Source organism: Streptomyces sp. NRRL S-340 (assembly GCF_000720185.1).
Lineage (GTDB): Bacteria > Actinomycetota > Actinomycetes > Streptomycetales > Streptomycetaceae > Streptomyces.
In genome coordinates this window covers 44,814-64,446 of record NZ_JOIY01000016.1, presented here as the reverse complement: position 1 = coordinate 64,446, position 19,633 = coordinate 44,814, and the positions used below count along the sequence as shown (strand labels likewise).

Annotated in this window: 13 protein-coding genes; 4 read left to right on the top strand and 9 right to left on the bottom strand. The window is 73.4% G+C overall.

The features are described 5' to 3' along the window. Positions 1–58 precede the first annotated feature (58 nt). The 9 genes from IG64_RS15115 to IG64_RS15070 all read right to left on the bottom strand — a co-directional run bounded on the left by IG64_RS15115 (position 59) and on the right by IG64_RS15070 (position 14,177). Complete coding sequence (locus IG64_RS15115; protein ID WP_037856048.1) at positions 59–2,617, bottom strand: polynucleotide kinase-phosphatase; 2,559 nt, start codon at positions 2,615–2,617, stop codon at positions 59–61. After that, a complete protein-coding gene (locus IG64_RS15110; RefSeq protein WP_037856044.1) occupies positions 2,614–4,107 on the bottom strand; it encodes a 3' terminal RNA ribose 2'-O-methyltransferase Hen1 in 1,494 nt (497 codons plus the stop codon). Before IG64_RS15110 ends, IG64_RS15115 begins: the two co-directional genes overlap by 4 nt. 166 nt (positions 4,108–4,273) lie before the next feature. Continuing rightward, a complete protein-coding gene (locus IG64_RS15105; RefSeq protein ID WP_037856040.1) occupies positions 4,274–5,197 on the bottom strand; it encodes an LLM class F420-dependent oxidoreductase in 924 nt (307 codons plus the stop codon). Between the two features lie 265 nt (positions 5,198–5,462). Continuing rightward, entirely contained in the window at positions 5,463–5,936 is a 474-nt protein-coding gene (locus IG64_RS15100; RefSeq protein ID WP_037856038.1) for a DUF6099 family protein, read from the bottom strand. A 170-nt stretch (positions 5,937–6,106) separates the two neighbouring features. Then, on the bottom strand, positions 6,107–6,541 hold the full coding sequence (locus tag IG64_RS15095; RefSeq protein ID WP_051812943.1) for a nucleotide pyrophosphohydrolase: 435 nt from the start codon (positions 6,539–6,541) through the stop codon (positions 6,107–6,109). A 181-nt stretch (positions 6,542–6,722) separates the two neighbouring features. Next, on the bottom strand, positions 6,723–7,112 hold the full coding sequence (locus IG64_RS15090; RefSeq protein ID WP_037856037.1) for a cell division protein SepF: 390 nt from the start codon (positions 7,110–7,112) through the stop codon (positions 6,723–6,725). Positions 7,113–7,265: 153 nt separating this feature from the next. Then, a complete protein-coding gene (gene helR, locus IG64_RS15085; protein WP_037856162.1) occupies positions 7,266–9,413 on the bottom strand; it encodes an RNA polymerase recycling motor ATPase HelR in 2,148 nt (715 codons plus the stop codon). A gap of 1,267 nt (positions 9,414–10,680) precedes the next feature. After that, positions 10,681–11,706 carry a LacI family DNA-binding transcriptional regulator gene (locus IG64_RS15075; protein ID WP_037856036.1) on the bottom strand — a complete coding sequence of 342 codons (1,026 nt, stop codon included), beginning with the start codon at positions 11,704–11,706 and terminating at the stop codon, positions 10,681–10,683. Next, on the bottom strand, positions 11,703–14,177 hold the full coding sequence (locus tag IG64_RS15070) for a glycoside hydrolase family 2 protein (RefSeq protein WP_037856034.1): 2,475 nt from the start codon (positions 14,175–14,177) through the stop codon (positions 11,703–11,705). Before IG64_RS15070 ends, IG64_RS15075 begins: the two co-directional genes overlap by 4 nt. Positions 14,178–14,493: 316 nt before the next feature. On the opposite strand from IG64_RS15070, the gene IG64_RS15065 reads away from it, so the two are divergent. From IG64_RS15065 to IG64_RS15050, 4 genes are all read left to right on the top strand, one after another. Further along, positions 14,494–15,816, top strand: coding sequence for an ABC transporter substrate-binding protein (locus tag IG64_RS15065; RefSeq protein ID WP_037856030.1), 1,323 nt, complete (start codon positions 14,494–14,496; stop codon positions 15,814–15,816). 105 nt (positions 15,817–15,921) lie between these two features. Further along, positions 15,922–16,929, top strand: a complete 1,008-nt coding sequence (locus IG64_RS15060; RefSeq protein ID WP_037856027.1) for a carbohydrate ABC transporter permease — start codon at positions 15,922–15,924, stop codon at positions 16,927–16,929. Next, positions 16,926–17,792: a carbohydrate ABC transporter permease gene (locus IG64_RS15055; protein WP_051812938.1), complete on the top strand. Its 867-nt coding sequence runs from the start codon at positions 16,926–16,928 to the stop codon at positions 17,790–17,792. Before IG64_RS15060 ends, IG64_RS15055 begins: the two co-directional genes overlap by 4 nt. Positions 17,793–17,927: 135 nt before the next feature. Then, positions 17,928–19,307: an MFS transporter gene (locus IG64_RS15050; protein ID WP_078884013.1), complete on the top strand. Its 1,380-nt coding sequence runs from the start codon at positions 17,928–17,930 to the stop codon at positions 19,305–19,307. Positions 19,308–19,633: the final 326 nt, after the last annotated feature.

The window sequence follows — 19,633 nt, the reverse complement described above, 5'->3', positions numbered from 1 at the left end:
CGCCGGGCGCGGTCCGGCCGCGACGGAGGAGGAGTCCGCCGCGGCCGGCCGCCGGCCGTCACAGCCGGGGGTCCACCGGCTCCGACTCCAGGGCGAGGACGCCGAACACCGCCTCGTGCACCCGCCACAGCGGCTCACCGCCGGCGAGGCGGTCCAGGGCCTCCAGGCCGAGGGCGTACTCGCGGGTCGCCAGCGACCGCTTGTGGTTCAGGAACCGCTGCCGCAGCCGGGCGAGGTTGTCCGGACGGGTGTACTCGGGACCGTAGACGATCCGCAGGTACTCCCGGCCGCGGCACTTGATGCCGGGCTGGACCAGCCGCCCCGCCTCGGTGCGCACCAGCGCGTGCAGCGGCTTGACCACCATGCCCTCGCCGCCGCGGCCGGTCATCTCCAGCCACCAGTCCACGCCGGCCCGGACCGAGTCGGCGTCGCCGGTGTCGACGTACAGGCGGCGGGTGATCTGGAGCAGGCCGGTGCTGTCGTGGTCCACCAGCCGGTCGATCAGCGCGAGCTGTTCGTCGTGCGGCAGCGCGGCGAGGCTGCGGCCGCGGACGGCGAGGATCTGGAACGGCGCCAGGCGGACGCCGTCCAGGCCCTCGGTGGGCCAGCAGTAGCGGCGGTAGGCGGCCGTGAACGCGGCGGCGTCCGACGCCCGCTCACGCTGGCGGGCCAGCAGGCCGCCGACGTCCACGCCCCGCGCGGCGGCGCCCTCCAGAGCGCCCAGCACACCGGGGAACACCGCGGCGGCGGCCGCGCCGACCGCCGCGTACTGCGAGCGCAGCAGCCCGGCCGCCTTCAGCGACCAGGGCATCAGCTCGGCGTCGAGCAGCAGCCAGTCCGTGTCCAGTTCCGTCCACAGCCCGGCCCCGGTCACCGCCGTGCGCAGCCGCCCGAGGACCTCCTCGGTGACCGCGGGGTCGTCGAAGAAGGGCCGGCCGGTGCGGGTGTAGAGCGCGCCCGTGGGGCCGTCCACGCCGAACCGCTCGCGCGCCGCGTCCGCGTCCCGGCACACCAGGGCCACGGCCCGCGAGCCCATGTGCTTCTCCTCGCACACCACCCGCGCGACCCCGTCCTCACGGTACTGGGCGAACGCCTCCTGCGGGTGCTCCAGGTAGCCCTCGGCCCGCGAGGTGGCGGTCGGCGCCATCGTCGGCGGCAGGTAGGGCAGCAGCCGCGGGTCGACGGCGAAGCGGCTCATGACCTCCAGGGCCGCCGCCGCGTTCTCCTCGCGGACGGCGACGCGGCCGCCGTGCCGGGTCTCCACGGCCCGGCGTCCCTGCACGTCACCGAGGTCCAGCGGGCGCCCGTCGTGTCCGCCGGGCGCCTCGGAGCGCAGCGGCTTCACCGGCTCGTACCAGACCCGCTCGGCCGGTACGTCGACCAGTTCCCGCTCCGGCCAGCGCAGCGCGGTCAGCTTGCCGCCGAACACGGCGCCGGTGTCCAGGCAGAGCGTGTTGTTGATCCAGGTCGCCCGTGGGACCGGGGTGTGGCCGTAGACCACGGCCGCCTTGCCGCGGTAGTCCTCCGCCCACGGGTAGCGCACCGGCAGCCCGAACTCGTCGGTCTCACCGGTGGTGTCGCCGTACAGCGCGTGCGAGCGGACGCGGCCGGAGGTGCGGCCGTGGTACTTCTCGGGCAGCCCCGCGTGGCAGACCACCAGCCGGCCGCCGTCGAGGACGTAGTGGCTGACCAGTCCGTCGATGAACTCCCGTACCTCGCGCCGGAACTCCTCGCTCTCCCCCTCCATCTGCGCGATGGTCTCGGCCAGTCCGTGCGTGGGCCGGACCCTGCGGCCCTTGAGGTGGCGGCCGTACTTGTTCTCGTGGTTGCCCGGCACGCACAGGGCGTTGCCCGACTTCACCATCGCCATCACCCGGCGCAGCACGCCGGGGCTGTCCGGACCCCGGTCGACGAGGTCGCCGACGAAGACGGCCGTGCGGCCCTCGGGGTGCACGCCGTCGGCGTAGCCGAGCTTGCCGAGCAGGGCCTCCAGTTCGGCGGAGCAGCCGTGGACGTCGCCGATGATGTCGAAGGGGCCGGTGAGGTGGGCGAGGTCGTTGAAGCGCTTCTCGGTGACGACGGTGGCCCGCTCGGCCTCCTCGGCGCCGCGCAGCACGTGCACCTTGCGGAAGCCCTCGCGCTCCAGGTGACGCAGGGAGCGGCGCAGTTCGCGGATGTGCCGCCGGATGACCCGGCGGGGCAGACCGGCCCGGTCGCTGCGGGCGGCGTTGCGCTCGGCGCACACCTCCTCGGGCACGTCCAGGACGATGGCGATGGGCAGCACGTCGTACCGCTTGGCCAGGTCGATCAGCTGCCGGCGGGCGTCGGGCTGGACGCTGGTGGCGTCGACGACGGTGCGCCGGCCGGCCGCGAGCCGCTTGCCCGCGATGTAGTGCAGCACGTCGAAGGCGTCCCGGCTGGCGCCCTGGTCGTTCTCGTCGTCGCTGACCAGGCCGCGGCAGAAGTCCGAGGAGATGACCTCGGTGGGCTTGAAGTGGCGGCGGGCGAAAGTGGACTTGCCCGAGCCGGTGGCGCCGACGAGGACGACGAGCGAGAGGTCGGTGACGGGCAGGACGCGTCCCTGCGGGGTGGCGGTGGTGTCGGGTGTCCCGGTCATGCGGCCTTCGCCTCCTTCTCCTTCTCGTGGGCCGGCTCGTGCGGGGACGTGCGGGTGAACACGGCCATCTGGGTGGGCGGGCCCACCTCGGGGTCCTCGGGGCCGACGGGCCGGAGGACGACGGTGTAGCCGTGCCGGGCGGCCACCGCGTCCGCCCAGGCGCGGAACTGCTCGCGGGTCCACTCGAAGCGGTGGTCGCCGTGCCTGGCGTGCCCGGCGGGCAGGGTCTCCCAGCGGACGTTGTACTCGGCGTTCGGCGTGGTGACGACGACGGTCCGGGGGCGGGCCGCGCCGAACACCGCGTACTCCAGGGCGGGCAGCCGGGGCAGGTCGAGGTGTTCGATCACCTCGCTGAGCACGGCGGCGTCGTACCCCTCGGTCCGCTTGTCGGTGTAGACGAGGGAGCCCTGGCGCAGCGTGACGCGCGCGGCCTGCCGCTCCCCCATCCGGTCCAGCTTCAGCCGCCGTGCGGCGATGGTGAGCGCCCGCACCGACACGTCGATGCCGACGATCTCCGTGAACCGCGCGTCCTCGAGCAGGGCCTGCACCAACTGCCCCTGGCCGCAGCCGAGGTCGAGGACGCGGGCGGCGCCGGCCGACGTCAGTTCCGCGAGGACCGCCTCGCGGCGCCGGACGGCCAGGGGGGTGGGCCTCTCGTCGGTCTCGGCGCCGGTCTCGGCCGCCACCGCGTTGTCGATCTCCTCTACGTCGCTGTCGTCCGTCTCGGCCAGCCGCAGCAGTTCCAGGCGCTCCATCGCCTGCCGGGCCAGCGACCAGCGGCGGCTCAGGTAGCGGCTGGTGATCAGTTTCTGCTCCGGGTGCGCGGGCAGCCAGCCCTCGCCGGCCCGCAGCAGTTTGTCGACCTCGTCGGAGGAGACCCAGTAGTGCTTGGCGTCGTCGAGGACCGGCAGCAGGACGTACAGGTGGCGCAGGGCCCGGTCCAGGGTGACGGTGTCCGACTCCAGGACCAGGCGCACGTAGCGGGACTCTCCCCACTGCGGGAACCCGGTGTCCAGCGGTACGGCGTCGGCGGTGACCGCCCAGCCGAGCGGTTCGAACAGCCGCCGTACCAGGGCGGGGCCGCCACGGGCCGGCAGAGCCGGTATCTCGATGCGCAACGGGCGGGGCAGACCCGGCAGTTCGGGCCTGGCGCGGCACACGCCGCGCATGGCGCTGGAGAACACCGCGCTCAGCGCCACGGCGAGCAGCGAGGACGCGGCGTAGGGCCGGTCGTTGACGTACTGCGCGAGCGCCGCGTCGGGTGCGCCGCCGCGTCCCTTGCCCTTGCCCCGCCGCACCAGCGCCACCGCGTCGACCTCCAGCAGCAGCGCCGCCGTGCAGCGATCGGTGTCCGCCTCGGGGTAGAGGACGTGCGCCGTACCGAAGGAGGTGGAGAACGCCTGCGCCTTGCCGGGATGCTTGTGCAGCAGGTGACCCAGGTCGGTCGCGGGGTGTTCGGGGGTGCCGGTGGTGGTGATGGTCAGGAACATGCGCAGGCCTCTTCCGGGCCGGACGGACGGGTGGGGTGCCGGGCGTGCGCGGGCCCCCGGGACGATGGTCCCGGGGGCCCGGCAGGACGACGCCTCCACCTTGGCACAGGGCCGGGAACCGGCGCCTGCCTTTATCTTCCGCCGTCTGCGCCGTGCGTCCGGCGCGCTACGACAGCTGCGACTGCACCTGGGAGGAGATCAGCTCCAGGTGGTCCAGATCGGACAGGTCGAGGATCTGGAGGTAGACGCGGCTGGAGCCGATGCCGGCGTAGCGGCCGAGCTTGTCGACCACCTCGGCCGGTGAGCCCGCCAGGCCGTTGGCCTTCAGCTCGTCGACCTCACGGCCGATCGCGGCGGCGCGGCGGGCGACCTCCTGGTCGTCCCGGCCGACGCAGACGACCAGGGCGTTGGAGTACGTGATGTCCCCGGCGTCCCGGCCGGCCTCCTGCGCGGCGGCGCGGACCCGGCCGAACTGCCGCTCGCTGTCCTCCAGGGAGGCGAAGGGGACGTTGAACTCGTCGGCGTACCGCGCGGCCAGCCGCGGGGTGCGGGTCGCGCCGAGGCCGCCGATGAGCACCGGGATCTTCGCCTGCGCGGGCTTGGGCAGCGCGGGCGACTCGCTCAACCGGTAGTACTCGCCCTGGAAGTCGAAGGTCTTGCCGGTCTCGGTCGCCCACAGGCCGGTGACGATCGCCAGTTGCTCCTCCAGGCGCGCGAACTTCTCCTTGGGGAACGGGATGCCGTACGCCTTGTGCTCCTCCTCGAACCAGCCCGCGCCCAGGCCCAGCTCGACCCGGCCGCCGGACATCTGGTCGACCTGCGCGACCTGGATGGCGAGGACGCCGGGAAGCCGGAAGGTGCCGGCGGTCATCAGGGTGCCTAGACGGATCCGCTCGGTCTCGCGGGCGAGGCCGGCGAGGGTGATCCAGGCGTCGGTGGGGCCGGGCAGGCCGTCCCCGTCTCCCATGCGGAGGTAGTGGTCGGAACGGAAGAAGGCGTCGAAGCCGAGGTCCTCGGTGGCCTTGGCGACGGTGAGCAGGGTGTCGTAGGAGGCCCCCTGCTGGGGCTCGGTGAAGATGCGCAGATCCATACCCCCATCCTGCACGCCTCCCCACCGCCCGCCCCGCCGACCCCACCGGCCCCGGCCCCGCCGGTCGCCGGACGGGTGAACACGGAGGGCACGCATGGGGGCTGCCGCCGGGCCGGGCGAGTGAACACGGAGGGGCGGGCCGTGGGCTGCCGCCGGGCCGGGGCGGGTGAGCAGGGCGGGCCGTGCGCTGCCGCCGGGTGGTGGGGGCCGCTGCCGTCCGCGGCAGCGCGCGGGTGAGCAGGGGCGGGGTCGCGGGTCCGGAGGGTCAGCCCGCTTCGCGTTCCGGCAGTACCGTCTCCTCGCGGACCGCCAGCTTGCGCAGCATCTCGCGGATGCGGTCCCTGGACTCGTCGGCCGCGTCGATGGCCTCCATGCACTGCCAGTACGTGCGCTCGTCGGCGGCCGAGCTGGCGATGCCGACCAAGGCGATGCCGGCCTCGCCCAGCAGCCCGCCCAGGCACAGCAACGCCCGGTGCGCGTCGGCCAGTTCGGTGAGCTGGGCGGCGCGTAAGGATCCCGGGTCGAGGTCCGGGGCGTCCAGGACTCCGCAGCCGCGGCCCGCCAGTTCGGTCAGCCCCAGGGCCTCGCCGCGCAGTTCGGGCGGGCCGGAGACGGCGAGGCGGCTGCCGACCGCCTGCGCCAGGGCCTGCGCCTGCCACACCTCCGCCAGGATGGCGGGGGCCTCGCCGCTGCCCGCCAGTGCACGCCTGCTCGCCAGGATGAGCCGCACCGCGTCCATGCGCTGCCCCCGTCATCTCCCGACGTGCTCGTCGCACGTCTGCCCGAACTCCCTTGTTCACTACCCAGAGTGAAGGCGCCCGAGGCAAAAAGCCAGAGGAAGACGGAAATCTCTGGACAACAAATCGATTTCGCCCGGGTGAATGACTGCGGAGAGTGATAGTGGAGTCGTCAGCTCCCCTCGGTCGGCGTCCCCGGGTCGGGGACGTCCGGGCCCGCCGGGACGTCCGGGCCCGCTCCCCGCGCCGGGAACCGCTGTTCGTTCCGGTCGATCTTCGCGGCCAGTGCCGCCAGCGGATCGACACCGAGCACCTCGCACAGTTGCAGCAGGTACGCGAGGACGTCGGCGATCTCGTCCCGGACGCGGTACGCGGACCGGGGGTCGGACATGACGCGCGCCGACTCCTCCGGGGTCAGCCACTGGAAGATCTCGACCAGCTCGGAGGCCTCGACGCTGAGGGCGGCGACCAGGTTCTTCGGGGTGTGGTACGGCTGCCAGTCGCGCGCCGCGGCGAACTCGGCGAGGCGGCGCTGCAACCCGGCCAGGTCGCGGGGCGGTTCGGACAGCGGGACACGGGGTCCGGCGGGATCGGGGTGCTCGCTCACGTCACCAGATCTATCACCCCGCGGCCCGGACACGGCTCGGGCCGGTCCGTCACCGGTCCCCCGCCGGCCCGCCCGCCGCGGCTCCGCCCGGCTCCGCCGGGGCGGGGTCGTGCCCCGACCGCGGAAGCCGCTGGTCCGCACGAACCGTTCCGCCCTGGCGGCCTTCCCGCGGCCGGGGGGCTCACGCGCCGGGAACCGCGGCTCCTTCCATCAGACCGCTCACCTCGGTGCCGGGTGGCGTGAGGAGGAACACGTTGCGGTCGACGCGGTGCATCCCGCTGGCGAGGCCGAAGACGACGCCGGTGCTGAAGTCCAGGACCCGCTTGGCCACCTCGGTCTCGGCCCCCGTGAGGTCGAGCAGGACCGGCACGCCCGCCATCAGCGTCTCGGCCACGTCGCGGGCGTCCGCGAACACGTTGACCCGCAGGACGACGAAGCGGCGGCGCAGCTCCGTGTCCGCCTCCGGAAGGGCGCGGTGGTTCACCGCGGACGGCCAGGAGTCCCGTCCGCGCAACGGAACGACCTGGGCGAGCCCCTCCCACTGTTCATCGGTGACGTCGTGGCTGTTCACCGGCTCCCCCCGACCTGACTCGCACTTATCGCCTGCACCAGCCAATTCTTACGCCATGTCACCTGTTCGGCCCAACTGCGACACGGTCGGCGACGGAGACGGGCCGGTCCGGGGCCCGGGCCGGCCCGGCCGGGCGCCGGTTCGCCCGCCCCGTCAGGGACTGGTGAGGACGACGAGCTGCCGGGTCGCCCGGGTCATCGCGACGTAGCGGTCGACCGCCCCCTCGACGCCCGTGCCGAAGTCCTGCGGATCGACGAGGACGACCAGGTCGAACTCCAGTCCCTTGGACAGCTCAGGGGTCAGCGACCGGACGCGGGCCGTCCCGGGGAAGGCGGGAGCGCCGATGACACAGGCGGTCCCCTCGGCGTGCTCGGCCGCCCAGGCGTCGAGGACCGCGTCCAGGTCCGCGACGGAGCCGTGGACGACGGGGACGCCGTTGCTGCGGATGGAGGCGGGCACGTTGGCGTCCGGCAGCGCGGCCCGGATGACCGGTTCGGCCTCCGTCATGATCTCCTGCGGCGTGCGGTAGTTGATGCTCAGGGAGGCCAGGGTGATCCGGTCGAAGCCGACCCGCTCCAGCCGCTCCCGCCACGTCTGCGTGAAACCGTGCCTGGCCTGGGCGCGGTCGCCGACGATGGTGAAGCTCCGGGAGGGGCAGCGCAGCAGCAGCATCTGCCACTCCGCGTCGGTCAGTTCCTGCGCCTCGTCCACGACGACGTGCGCGAACGGTCCGGCGAGCCGGTCCGGTTCGGCGCGGGGCAGGGCGTCCTCGTCGACGAGGGCGTCCCGCAGGTCCTGTCCGTGCAGCATCGTCACCGCGCCCTCGCCGTCGTCGTCGGCCGCGAGCACGGTGTCGATGACACGGGCCATGCGTTCGCGCTCGGCGGCGAGGGTGGCCTTCTGGCGGCGCTTGCGGCGGGCGGTCTCCGGGTCGCCCAGGCGTTGCCGTGCCGCGTCGAGGAACGGCAGGTCGGACACCGTCCAGGCCTGCGGGTCCGCGCGTTGCAGCCGGCGTACGTCCTGCGGGCCGAGCCACGGCGCGCACATCCGCAGGTAGGCGGGGACCGACCAGAGGTCCGAGACGAGGTCGGCCGCTTCGAGCAGCGGCCAGGCGCGGTGGAAGGCGGTGACCAGTTCCCGGTTCCGCGTCAGCGACCTGCGCAGCAGTTCGGGCGGGGCGTCGCCGTCGTGCTTGTCCGCCAGGAGGGTGAGCAGCTCCTCCCAGACCTGCTCGCGGGCCTCGTTGTGCGGGGTGCCGGGCTCCGCCGCCTCGAACGCCGTGGCCCAGTCCTCGGCGTCCAGCCGGATGCCGGACCAGGGGGTGGTGACCGTCATGCCCTCCGTGGGCGGCTCCTCGTAGAACCTGACGGCCTTCTCGATCGCCTTCACCAGGTCCGCGGACGCCTTCAGGCGGGCCGCCTCCGGGTCGCTCTCGGTCCCGGCCGCGGCTCCCTCGGCGACGAGGTCCCGCAGCGTGCAGGTCTGGACGCCCTCCTCGCCGAGGCTGGGCAGCACGTCGGCGACGTAGCCCAGGTAGGGCTCGTGCGGGCCGACGAACAGCACACCGCCGCGGCGGTGCCCGAGGCGGGGGTCGGCGTAGAGGAGGTAGGCGGAGCGGTGCAGGGCGACGACGGTCTTGCCGGTGCCCGGGCCGCCGTCGACGACGAGGGCGCCGCGCGAGCCCGCGCGGATGACGGCGTCCTGGTCGGCCTGGATCGTGCCGAGCACGTCCCTCATCCGCGGGGACCGGCTGTCGCCGAGCGAGGCGATGAAGGCGGACTGGTCGTCGAGCGCGGCGTGCCCGGCGAAGGCGTCCGCGGTGAACACCTCGTCCCAGTAGTCGCTGATCCGGCCGCCGGTCCAGCGGTACCTGCGGCGGCTCGCCAGCCCCATGGGGTCGGCGTGGGTGGCGCCGAAGAACGGTTCGGCCGCGGGTGAGCGCCAGTCGAGCAGCAGCCGGTGCCCCGCGCTGTCGGTGAGGCCGAGCCGGCCGACGTAGACGGGTTCGGTGCCGTCCGCGCCGACCATGCGCCCCAGGCACAGGTCCAGGCCGAAGCGGCGCAGGGTGCGCAGCCGGGCGGTCAGGCGGTGGACCTCCGCGTCGCGGTCCATGGCCTGCCGGCCGAGGCCGCCGGGCGCCCTGCGGGCGGCGTCGAGGTGTTCGGTCAGGTCGGCGATCGACTGCTCCAGACACTGCGCGACGGCCGCGAAGTGCCGCTCGTCGGCGACGGTCAGCGCCGGGTCGGCCTTGGCGGACAGGCGCTCGGGAAGGTCGAAGACGCTGGTGGTCAGGGGGGTCACGTCCGTGATGCTCCGCATCTGTGTCTGTGGTCTGTGCCGGTACGGTGCACTGTTCCGGCACACCGGGGCGGGGCCTTGTTCCGGCGCACCGGGCAGGGCCGTCCGGTCGGGCGGCGTTCGGTGGGGGCTGTCGGGGCGGAGGCCGCTCGGTGGGGGACCATCCGGGCGGGCGCCGTCCGAGCGGGCGCTGTCCGAGCGGGCGCTGTCGGGGCGGAAGCCGTTCGGTCAGGCACCGTCCCGTCGGAGACCCGCTCGGTCGGGCACCGTCCGGTCGGGCGCCGCTCGGTCGGGCACCATCCGGGCGGGCGCCACTCGGTCGGAGGCCGCCTGGTCGGAGGCCGCTCGATCGGGCACCACTCGGGCGTGGGCCGCTCGGTCGGGGCGCCGTTGGGCCAGGGGCCGTCCGGTCGGGCGCCGCTCGGTCGGAGGCCGCCTGGTCGGAGGCCGCTCGGTCAGGCACCGTTCCGCCGGAGACCCGCTCGGTCGGGAGCGGTGCGGGCGGCTCAGTCGGCGGGATGCCGCCAGGTCCCGGCGCGCCCTGCCGTGCTCAGCCGGGCCGCGGCCGGGCGGCCACGGTGGGGCCGTCGGCGCGGATCCGGCCGGCCACGGCCGGCGCCCGGGCACGGGTCGCGGGAGCCAGGGCCGTCCCGGGCGCGGCGGACGAGGACGCGGGGCTCGGGGCGGTGCCGTCGTGGGCGGCGCCGCGGTCGCGGGCCCGCCGCCCGGCCGGCCCGGTACGGACGGTCCGCCGCCTGCGGTACGGCCCCCGGGAGCGCCCCGGCGCGGGCGGCCGTCGTCGCGGGGTCCGCGACGCCGTGCCGCACGACGGCGGCCACGTGGCGCAGCGGCACCTGCCGGTCCACTTCACCGGCGGCGCAGCGGTCGTCCCGGTCGCCGGTCAGGTCCCAGACGGCCCGGCCGCGCGCCACGAACGTACAGCGGGTACGGGTACGGGCCCGTACCGCCGGCCGCGCCGCGAGCCCGGCCGGCGGTTCCACGGCACCGCGCGGCCCGTGGGCCGACACCGTCACACGCACTTCGCGACTCCCGTTTCCGCAGGTCCTGGCCATAGGCCGGCCATTCTGCGGTACGACGGGGGCCTTGCCGCAAGCCCCCCGGTGCGCTATACGTTGAGAGTGGAAAGGAGCGGGTCGCCTCCTTTCCTTCTTCTTTTCCGCCTGCCGTCCCCGCGTTCTCAGCGTTCTCCGCGCGTTCCCCGCCTTCTTCTGCGGCGCCGCACGGGCCGACGAGGCCGGGCAGACGGGTGTCAGCGCGGTGGGGCCGTCGACGCCCGCGGCACCAGCGACGGCGTCGCCACCGGCCGGGACGGGACGTCCTGGCCGGCGATCACGTCGAACAGCACGCGCGCCACCTGCGCACCGAAGCCGTGCACGTCATGGCTCATCGCGGACAGCGTCGGATGGGTCAGCCGGCACAACTGGGAGTCGTCCCAGGCCAGCAGGGAGAGTTCGTCCGGCACCGAGATGCCCATCTCGGCGGCCACGCCCAGCCCCGCGACCGCCATCAGGTCGTTGTCGTAGACGATCGCGGTGGGCCGCCGCGCGGACAGCAGCAGCGAGCGCGTCGCGCGGGCGCCCTCCTCGCCGGAGAAGCCGGTCTCCGCGTGCAGGGAGCCGTCCAGGCCGAGGCCTTCCATCGTCTCCCGGAAGGCGGCCCAGCGGATGGCGCTGTGGCCGAGGCCGGCCGGCCCGCCCACCCGGGCGATCCGCCGGTGGCCGAGGGCCGCCAGGTAGCGGACCGCCTCGGCGGTGGCGGTCGCGTCGTCGGTCCACAGGGAGGGCAGCCCGCCGGTGAGCGTGGGGTGCCCGACGGCCACCGCCGGCAGCCCGAGCGCCTTGAGCGGACCCAGGCGGGGGTCGTCGCGGTGGAAGTCGACCAGGACGGACCCGCCGACCTGGCGCTCGCGCCACCAGGTCTCCTGGAGGGCGATCTCCTCCTCCAGGCTGCTGACCAGGCGCAGCAGCAGGGAGCAGTGGCGTTCGGCGAGGACGCTCTCGATGCCGGAGATGAACTCCATGTAGAAGGGTTCGAGGCCCAGCAGCCGGGCCGGCCGGCAGATGGCCAGTCCGATGGTGTCCACCGACTGCCGCGACAGGCTGCGCGCCGAGGAGTTCGGCGCCCAGCCCAGTTGCCGGGCCGCGGCGAAGATGCGCTCCCGGGTGGCCTCCGAGACGCCCGGCTTGTGGTTGAACGCCAGGGACACCGCGCCCTTGGAGACGCCGGCCGCCGCCGCCACGTCCTTGATGGTCACCCGTTCCGTGGGTGCGCTCACGCCGGTTCCCCGCTGAAGAGCGCCGCCCGGACCGCGTTGGCGCCGGTCTCGCTCGCGCCGCGCAGGCGCAGCCGGACGCGCTCACCGGGCAGCAGCGTCCGGAGTCCGGTGTCGCAGGCGGCCTCGGGACCCAACCGGTCGGCCTGCAGCAGGAGGTCTCGTACCAGGGTGTGTGCTGTCACCACGACGTCGACACTACCGCTGTCGCCCAGGTCGTGGACCGTGACGTCGTAGCGGGGCGCCGGGCAGGAGAAGTCCTTGTCCGGGACGGGGAAGTGCAGGGCGCGCAGCCCGTCGGCGTCGGCCACCAGGAACTCCTCGGCCGACGCCGCGTCGGGCGCCAGGTCCGCGGGCAGGGCGGGCCGGGCCACGGAGCGCGCGGGGACCGTGACGTCGAGCACGGCCTGTGCCACGGTGCTGCCGTCTGCCCGCAGCCGCCGCAGCGTGACCGTGGTGTGCCAGGGCTCGGCGGACTGGTTGACCAGCGCGAGGGCCGGTGCCCCGCCTCCCCCGGCCTCGGACCCGGCTTCCCCGGCCCGGGTCCCGCTTTCCCCGGCCGGGGGCAGCAGGGTCAGCAGCCGGTCGGCGTAGACGCGGCGCAGTTCGTGGTAGAGCGGCTTGGGGCGGCCGTCGCCGTCGATCGCGGACCAGGAGCTGACCGGCCAGCAGTCGTTGAGCTGCCAGACGACGGTTCCGGCACACCGGGGCCAGTGGGCGCGCCAGTGCTCGATGCCGGCGGCCACGGCGCGGGCCTGCACGACCTGGGCGAGGTAGTGCCAGCGGTCGAAGTCGCCCTGGGGCAGCGGGAAGTGGCGGGCGATGCCGCGGTCCAGTTTGCCGTTCCCGTCCTCGGCCTTCTGGTGGTGCAGCATGCCCGGGGAGTCGGGGGCGAGCTGTTCGCCGGGCAGGGCGCGGCGCAGGGTGGCCAGGGCGGGCGGCGCCTGCCAGCCGAACTCGGCGACGAAACGGGGCACCGACGCGCGGTAGTCGGCGTAGTCCCGGCGGTTCCACACCTCCCAGGAGTGGTGGGTGCCGTGGTCGGGGTCGTTGGGGTGGTGGTCCCAGGAGCCGGACCAGGGGCTGCCGGCGGTGTAGGGGCGGGTGGGGTCGAGTTCGGCGACGAGGCGGGGCAGCAGGTCGAGGTAGTAGCCGCCGCCCCAGGAGTCGCCCGCCAGTTCCGGCTCCCAGTCCCAGTCCCTGAAGCCCCACAGGTTCTCGTTGTTGCCGTTCCAGAGCACCAGGCTGGGGTGCGGCATCAGCCGGACAACGTTGTCGCGGGCCTCCGCCTCGACCTCACCGCGCAGCGGCTGCTCCTCCGGATAGGCGGCGCAGGCGAAGAGGAAGTCCTGCCAGACCATGAGGCCCATCTCGTCGCAGGCGTCGTAGAAGGCGTGGTCCTCGTAGATGCCGCCGCCCCAGATCCGCACGAGGTCGACGCCCGCCGCGGCGGCCTGCCGCAGCCGGGTCCGGTAGCGCTCGGGAGTGATGCGGGAGGGGAAGACGTCGTCGGGTATCCAGTTCACGCCGCGCGCGAAGATCCGTACGCCGTTGACCACGAAGGTGAAGCCGGTGCCGTGCTCGTCGCGGGAGCGGTCGAGCGTGACGGTGCGGAAGCCGATCCGCCGGCTCCAGGAGTCCAGGGTCCGGCCGCCCTGTGCCGCCTCCTCGTCGGCGAGGGTCAACTCGAGTTCGTACAGGGGCTGTTCGCCGTACCCGCGCGGCCACCACAAAGCCGGGTCCGGCACGTCGAGGGTCAGCACCGCCCGGTCGCCGTCGACGTCCGTGCGGGCCCGCACGCCCGCCACCTCGGCCCGCAGGACCAGCCTCCGGTCCGCGCCGCGCGCCGTGCGTTCGAGGTCGACGTGGATCTCCACCCGGCCCCTGCCGTCGGCGACCGTCACCAGCGGGCGCACCCCGGCCAGCCGGGCCGTCGACCAGCGCTCCAGCCGGACCGGCCGCCACATCCCGGCGGTGACCAGCGTCGGGCCCCAGTCCCAGCCGAAGGCGCAGGCCATCTTGCGGATGTACTGGAACGGTTCCGGATAGACGTTGGGCCGCTCACCGGTCACGGCCCGTACGGCCTCGGCCTCGTCGTAGGCGGAGGCGAACTCCACGGCCAGCCGGCCGCTCACGCCGGTGACGTCGAAGCGGTGGCGGCGGTGCATGTTGCGCGTGCGGCCCAGTTCCCTCCCGTCCACGGTGATCACGGCGGCGGTGTCCAGGCCGTCGAAGACGAGGTCGGTGCGCTCGTGGGCGCCGGTGCCGGTGTCCTCCGGGCCGAGGGTGCGGGTGTACGTCCACGCCCGGCGCCCGACCCAGGCGACCTCCCGCTCGTTCAGGCCGAGGTACGGGTCGGGGATCACCCCGGCGGCCAGCAGGTCGGTGTGCACGCAGCCGGGGACCCGGGCGGGCAGCGGGGTCCCGTCGTGGTGGAGGCTCCAGCCCTCGGCGAGCTGGACGACGTCCTTCATGTGCGGCTCCTATCGGGAGGTGCGGGCAGGCGCGGGACGGTGCGGACGGAGTCCGGGCAGCGGCCGGTTCCGGTCGGCGCACGGCGGCACGACGCGACCAACCTAACCCCCGTTCATGAACCGGTCTAGTCCCTTTCCATCGCTCCCCTCAACGCTGACGAGCCTGGTGAACAGGCAGGTTGTGAAGCAGCCGACCGACGCGAGGTAACGATTGAATATCGCGGTGAACTCGCGAGCTTTACCGGTTCACCATCGACTGCCATAGTTCCGTCAACCACCGCAGCCCGAGCCGTAACCCTTGGAAGGAGTTGGGCACATGGGGAGGAAGACGACACTGAGCACCGCTCTGCTCACCACCGCGATGCTGACCGTCGCGGGGTGCAGCGGAGCGGGCGCGCCGTCGAACGAGACCGCCACCGCGCCGTCGGACCCGGGGGCCGTCTCGGGCACCATCACGGTCCTGACCCACCGCACCGACCTCGTGCAGAACGGCACGATGAAGAAGTACGCGGCCGAGTTCAACAGGACCTACCCGAAGGTCAAGGTGAAGTTCGAGGGCATCACCGACTACGAGGGTGAGGTCAAGATCCGCATGAACACCGAGAACTACGGTGACGTCCTGATGATCCCCGCGGCGATCTCCAAGGGCGACTACCCGAAGTTCTTCGCGCCGCTGGGGTCGACGGCGTCGCTGCGGAACAAGTACCGCTTCACCGACAAGACGGACGTGAACGGCAAGACCTACGGCATCGCCACCTTCGGCACCGCCAACGGCTTCGTCTACAACAAGACCCTGTGGAAGAAGGCCGGCGTCACGGCCTGGCCCACCACCCCGCAGCAGTTCCTCACCGACCTGCGGGCCGTCGGGTCGAAGACCGGCGCGACCCCCTACTACACCAACTTCAAGGACGGCTGGCCGCTCAGCAGCCCCTGGACCAACAGCGTCGGCTCGGTCAGCTGCGACGCCAAGGCCTTCGACGCCCTGGCCGCGACGGACGAGCCGTGGGCCGCCGGCGGCGACCTGAACGTGATCGACACGCTCCTCTACGGCATCGTCCACGGCGGGCTCGCCGAGAAGGACCCGACCACCACCAACTGGGAGAACTCCAAGACGCTGCTGGCCAAGGGGAAGACCGGCAGCATGCTGCTCGGTTCGTGGGCGATCACGCAGATGCGGGACGCCGCGAAGAAGGCCGGCACCGATCCCGACGACATCGGCTTCATGCCGTTCCCGGTCCAGAAGGCCGGCCACTTCTGCGCCACCCTGCTCTCCGACTACCAGCAGGCCGTCAACGTCCACTCGTCCCACAAGGCCGCCGCGCGCGCCTGGATCGACTGGTTCACCGAGAAGTCCGGCTACTCCGCCTCCGAGGGCGCCGTCTCACCCCTGAAGGCCGTCAAGCTGCCGAGCACGCTGCAAGGCTATGTTGACAACGATGTCACGATGATCGAGCGCTCCGAGGCGAAGACCGCCGACGTCAACGCGATCGACAACGCCTCGGAGATCGGGCTGAGCAAGCCGGACTACCGGCAAAAGCTCGTCGACCTGGCGCGCGGCGCGCAGAAGGGCTCGCTGGAGGACTACTTCTCCGACCTGGACAAGCGCTGGGCCGAGGCCAGGCAGAGCGCCGGCTCCTGAACCGGTCGGCACACCGGGCCCCGCCCCGGCCCGGCTCCGCCGCCCACGGGCCGGCGCCCGGTGTGCCGACCGCACTCACCGCGGACGACGAAAGGCCCCGCCGACATGACCGACCTCACCCGCACCGCACCACCGCCGCCCGACCCGCCCGGCCCGCTCGCCGGCCCGGGCCCGTTCCCCCGCCGGCGCGGACGCCGCTCCCCGGCGGGCGCCGCCCGGGGCGCCGGCTCCGTGCGGACCTGGCGCGACCACCCGCTGCGCCGCGCCACGCCGTGGCTGTTCCTGCTGGTCCCGCTGGCCCTGCTGATCACGTTCACGTACGTGCCGGTGGGCAACATGATCTACTACAGCTTCACCGACTGGGACGGCGTCAGCCCCGACCGGAACTTCGTCGGCGCGGACAACTACAAGGAGCTGTTCACCCGGCCGGAGTTCTTCCGGGTGTTCGCGGTGAGCCTGTACTACCTGGCCGCTTCCGTCGTGCAGATCGCCGCCGCGCTGTACTTCGCGACGATCCTCAGCTTCGACCTGCGGCTGCGCAACCTGTTCAAGGGGATCCTGTTCTTCCCCTACCTCATCAACGGCGTCGCGATCGGCTTCGTCTTCCTGTACTTCTTCCAGGACGGCGGCACCCTCGACTCGGTCCTGTCCCTCTTCGGTGCCGGCGGCGACCACGCCTGGCTCGGTGACCCGCAGTCGGCCAACACCTCGCTGGCCGGGGTCTCGGTGTGGCGCTTCACCGGCCTGAACTTCGTGCTGTTCCTCGGCGCGATCCAGTCCGTACCCGGCGAGCTGTACGAGGCCGCCCAGCTCGACGGCGCGAACCGCTGGCAGCAGTTCCGGCACCTGATCGTGCCGAGCATCCGCCCGGTGCTCAGCCTCAGCGTCATCCTGGCGGTCTCCGGCTCGCTGTCCGTCTTCGAGATCCCGTGGATCATGACCGGCGGCGCGACCGGCACGTCGACCTTCGTCATCCAGACGGTCAAGCTCGCCTTCCAGTTCAACAAGACCGGCCTGGCCTCGGCCTGCGCCGTGGTGCTGCTTCTGGTGGTCCTGCTGATCACGTGGATCCAGCGGCGCCTGGTGCCCGACGAGAAGGTGGACCTCGCATGACCGCCCCCGCTCCCGCACTTGAGTCCGCCCCCCGGCGCAGGCGCTCCGGCGTCGCGACGACGCTGACGTACCTGTCACTGGCCGTCGCCTCGCTGGTGGTGCTCGCCCCGCTCGCCGCCCTCTTCCTGACGTCGCTGAAGACGTCCCAGGAGGTCTCCGACGGCGGTGCGCTGAGTCTGCCGCACGACTGGCTCAACTTCTCGAACTACGCGACCGCGTTCACCGACGGGCACATGCTCCAGGCGTTCGGGAACACGGCGTTCATCCTGCTGTTCTCCGTCACCGGCACGGTGCTGATCGGTTCCATGACGGCGTACGCCATCGACCGCTTCGAGTTCCGCTTCAAGAAACTGGTGATGGCGCTGTTCCTGGTCGCCACGCTGGTGCCGGGCGTGACGACGCAGGTGGCGACCTTCCAGGTCGTGAACAGCTTCGGCCTCTTCGACAGCCGGTGGGCGCCGGTCCTGCTGTACATGGGCACCGACATCGTCTCCATCTACATCTTCCTGCAGTTCATCCGGGGGATCCCGACCTCCCTGGACGAGGCGGCGCGGCTGGACGGGGCGAACGCGTTCACCATCTACCGCAAGATCATCTTCCCGATGCTGAAGCCGGCGATCGCCACGGTGGTGATCATCAAGGGGATCACCACGTACAACGACTTCTACATCCCCTTCCTCTACATGCCCTCGGAGGACAAGGGCACGATCTCCACGGCCCTGTTCCGCTTCAAGGGCCCCTTCGGAGCGCACTGGGAGGACATCTCGGCCGGCGCCGTCCTGGTCATCCTGCCGACGCTGATCGTCTTCCTGTTCCTCCAGCGCTACATCTACAACGGGTTCAGCCAGGGGGCGACGAAGTAGCGGGAGGCCCGGGCCGGGGGGAGGCGGGTGCCCCGGCCTGCGGGACGGGTGTGCGGGTCTCCGGGGGCGGACAGGCCGCCGGGGGGACGCGGGGCCGCCCAGGGGAAGGCGGGGGGCCACGTGGATAATCCGTGGGTGACTCCCCCGCGAAACCGCCTCCGCCGCCCGTCCTGGGCCGGGCGCGACTACACGCTGCTGACCGCTGCCGCCGTCGTGTCGGGGCTCGGCAGTTCCGGGGCGCTGGTCGCCGGGGCGTTCGCGGTGCTGGCGGCCGGGGGTTCGGCCACCGACGTGGGGCTGGTCGCGGCGGCGCGGACCGTACCGCTGGTGCTGTTCGTGCTGATCGGCGGGGCCCTTGCGGACCGGCTGCCCCGCCACCGCGTGATGGTCGCGGCGAACGCGCTCAACTGCGTCTCGCAGGGCCTGTTCGCCGTCCTCGTCCTCACCGGCACCGCACAGGTGTGGCAGATGGCGCTGCTGGCCGCGCTCGGTGGTACCGGGCAGGCGTTCTTCTCCCCCGCCGCCGAGGGCATGGTGATGGCCAGCGTCTCGGGCAGCGAGTCCGGGCGCGCCTTCGCCGCCTTCCGCACCGGGGTGAACGGCGCGAACATCCTCGGCACCGGGCTCGGCGGTGCGCTGGTGGCGGCGGCCGGGCCGGGGTGGGTGCTGGCCGTCGACGCGGTGGCGTTCGCCGTCGCGGGGTCGCTGCGCGCCTTCCTCGACGTGCGCGGCGTCCCCGCGCGGCGGGGCGGTACGAACCTGCTGGCGGACCTGCGGGAGGGGTGGCGCGAGGTCGCCGGCCGGCCCTGGCTGTGGTCGATCGTGGTGCAGTTCGCCGTCGTGAACGCGGTGGTCGCGGCGGCCGAGACGGTGTACGGGCCGCTGGTCGCGCGCGAACGGCTCGGCGGACCGCAGCCCTGGGGGCTGGCGCTGGCCGCCTTCGGCGCGGGCACGGTCCTCGGCGGGCTGGTGATGACGCGGTGGGCGCCGCGGCGGCTGCTGCTCGTTGGCGCACTCGGCGTACTGCCGCTCGCGCTGCCGTCCGCGGCGCTGGCCGTGCCGGTGCCGACGCCCGCGCTGGTCGCGGTGATGTTCGTGACCGGCGTGAGCGTCGAGGTGTTCGCGGTGGCGTGGATGTCCGCGCTGCACCAGGAGATACCGGAGGAGAAGTTCTCGCGGGTGTCGTCCTACGACTGGCTCGGGTCCCTGGCGCTGGTGCCGGTGGCGACGGCGGTGGCCGGCCCGGTGCAGGACGCGGTGGGCCGTCCGGCCGCGCTGTGGGGGTGTTCGGCGCTGGTGCTGGTACTGACCCTGGCGGTGCTGTGCGTACCGGACGTACGCCGCCTGACCCGCCGAACGGACCTGATCACCACGGCACCGGCCGGGCAGCACCCGGTGACCACCGCCGAGCAGGACGCGGAGGGCGCGGTGGGTCTGGACGTCACGGCGAGCACGGAGGGCTCGGTGGGCGCGGTGGGCCGGGACCGTGGAGCCGGCCCGGATGGTTCGGCCTAGCCGGTGAGCCTCTGACCGGCCCGGCGCAACCGGCGGACCGGCCTGGCCCGTGGGGACGGGACCGGCCGAGCCGCTGGTCCGGGCGGTCGAGCCGGCGCGGGACGGCCGAGAGGGCCGAACCGGCTGAGAGCGCCGAGAGAGCCGAAAGGGCCGAGAGGGCCGGACCAGTGGGCTCGGTCGGGGCGGTGAGGTGGGGCGACGTTCCAGTGGGTCCGTGCCGTCCCGGCGGACCGGTGAGTCCCGGCGGTCCGGGCCGCGCCGGCCGACCCGATCGGATCGGATCGGCCGGGTCATCGGGCCGGCCGGTTCATCGGGCCGGCCGGGTC

What these genes read in the sequence shown, in the direction of transcription:
- IG64_RS15100 (WP_037856038.1), bottom strand. Translation starts at nt 5,936, where the DNA reads ATGGACGCGGTGCGGCTCATCCTGGCGAGCAGGCGTGCACTGGCGGGC.
- IG64_RS15105 (WP_037856040.1), bottom strand. Translation starts at nt 5,197, where the DNA reads ATGGATCTGCGCATCTTCACCGAGCCCCAGCAGGGGGCCTCCTACGAC.
- IG64_RS15055 (WP_051812938.1), top strand. Translation starts at nt 16,926, where the DNA reads ATGACCGCCCCCGCTCCCGCACTTGAGTCCGCCCCCCGGCGCAGGCGC.
- IG64_RS15060 (WP_037856027.1), top strand. Translation starts at nt 15,922, where the DNA reads ATGACCGACCTCACCCGCACCGCACCACCGCCGCCCGACCCGCCCGGC.
- IG64_RS15110 (WP_037856044.1), bottom strand. Translation starts at nt 4,107, where the DNA reads ATGTTCCTGACCATCACCACCACCGGCACCCCCGAACACCCCGCGACC.
- IG64_RS15115 (WP_037856048.1), bottom strand. Translation starts at nt 2,617, where the DNA reads ATGACCGGGACACCCGACACCACCGCCACCCCGCAGGGACGCGTCCTG.
- IG64_RS15070 (WP_037856034.1), bottom strand. Translation starts at nt 14,177, where the DNA reads ATGAAGGACGTCGTCCAGCTCGCCGAGGGCTGGAGCCTCCACCACGAC.
- IG64_RS15065 (WP_037856030.1), top strand. Translation starts at nt 14,494, where the DNA reads ATGGGGAGGAAGACGACACTGAGCACCGCTCTGCTCACCACCGCGATG.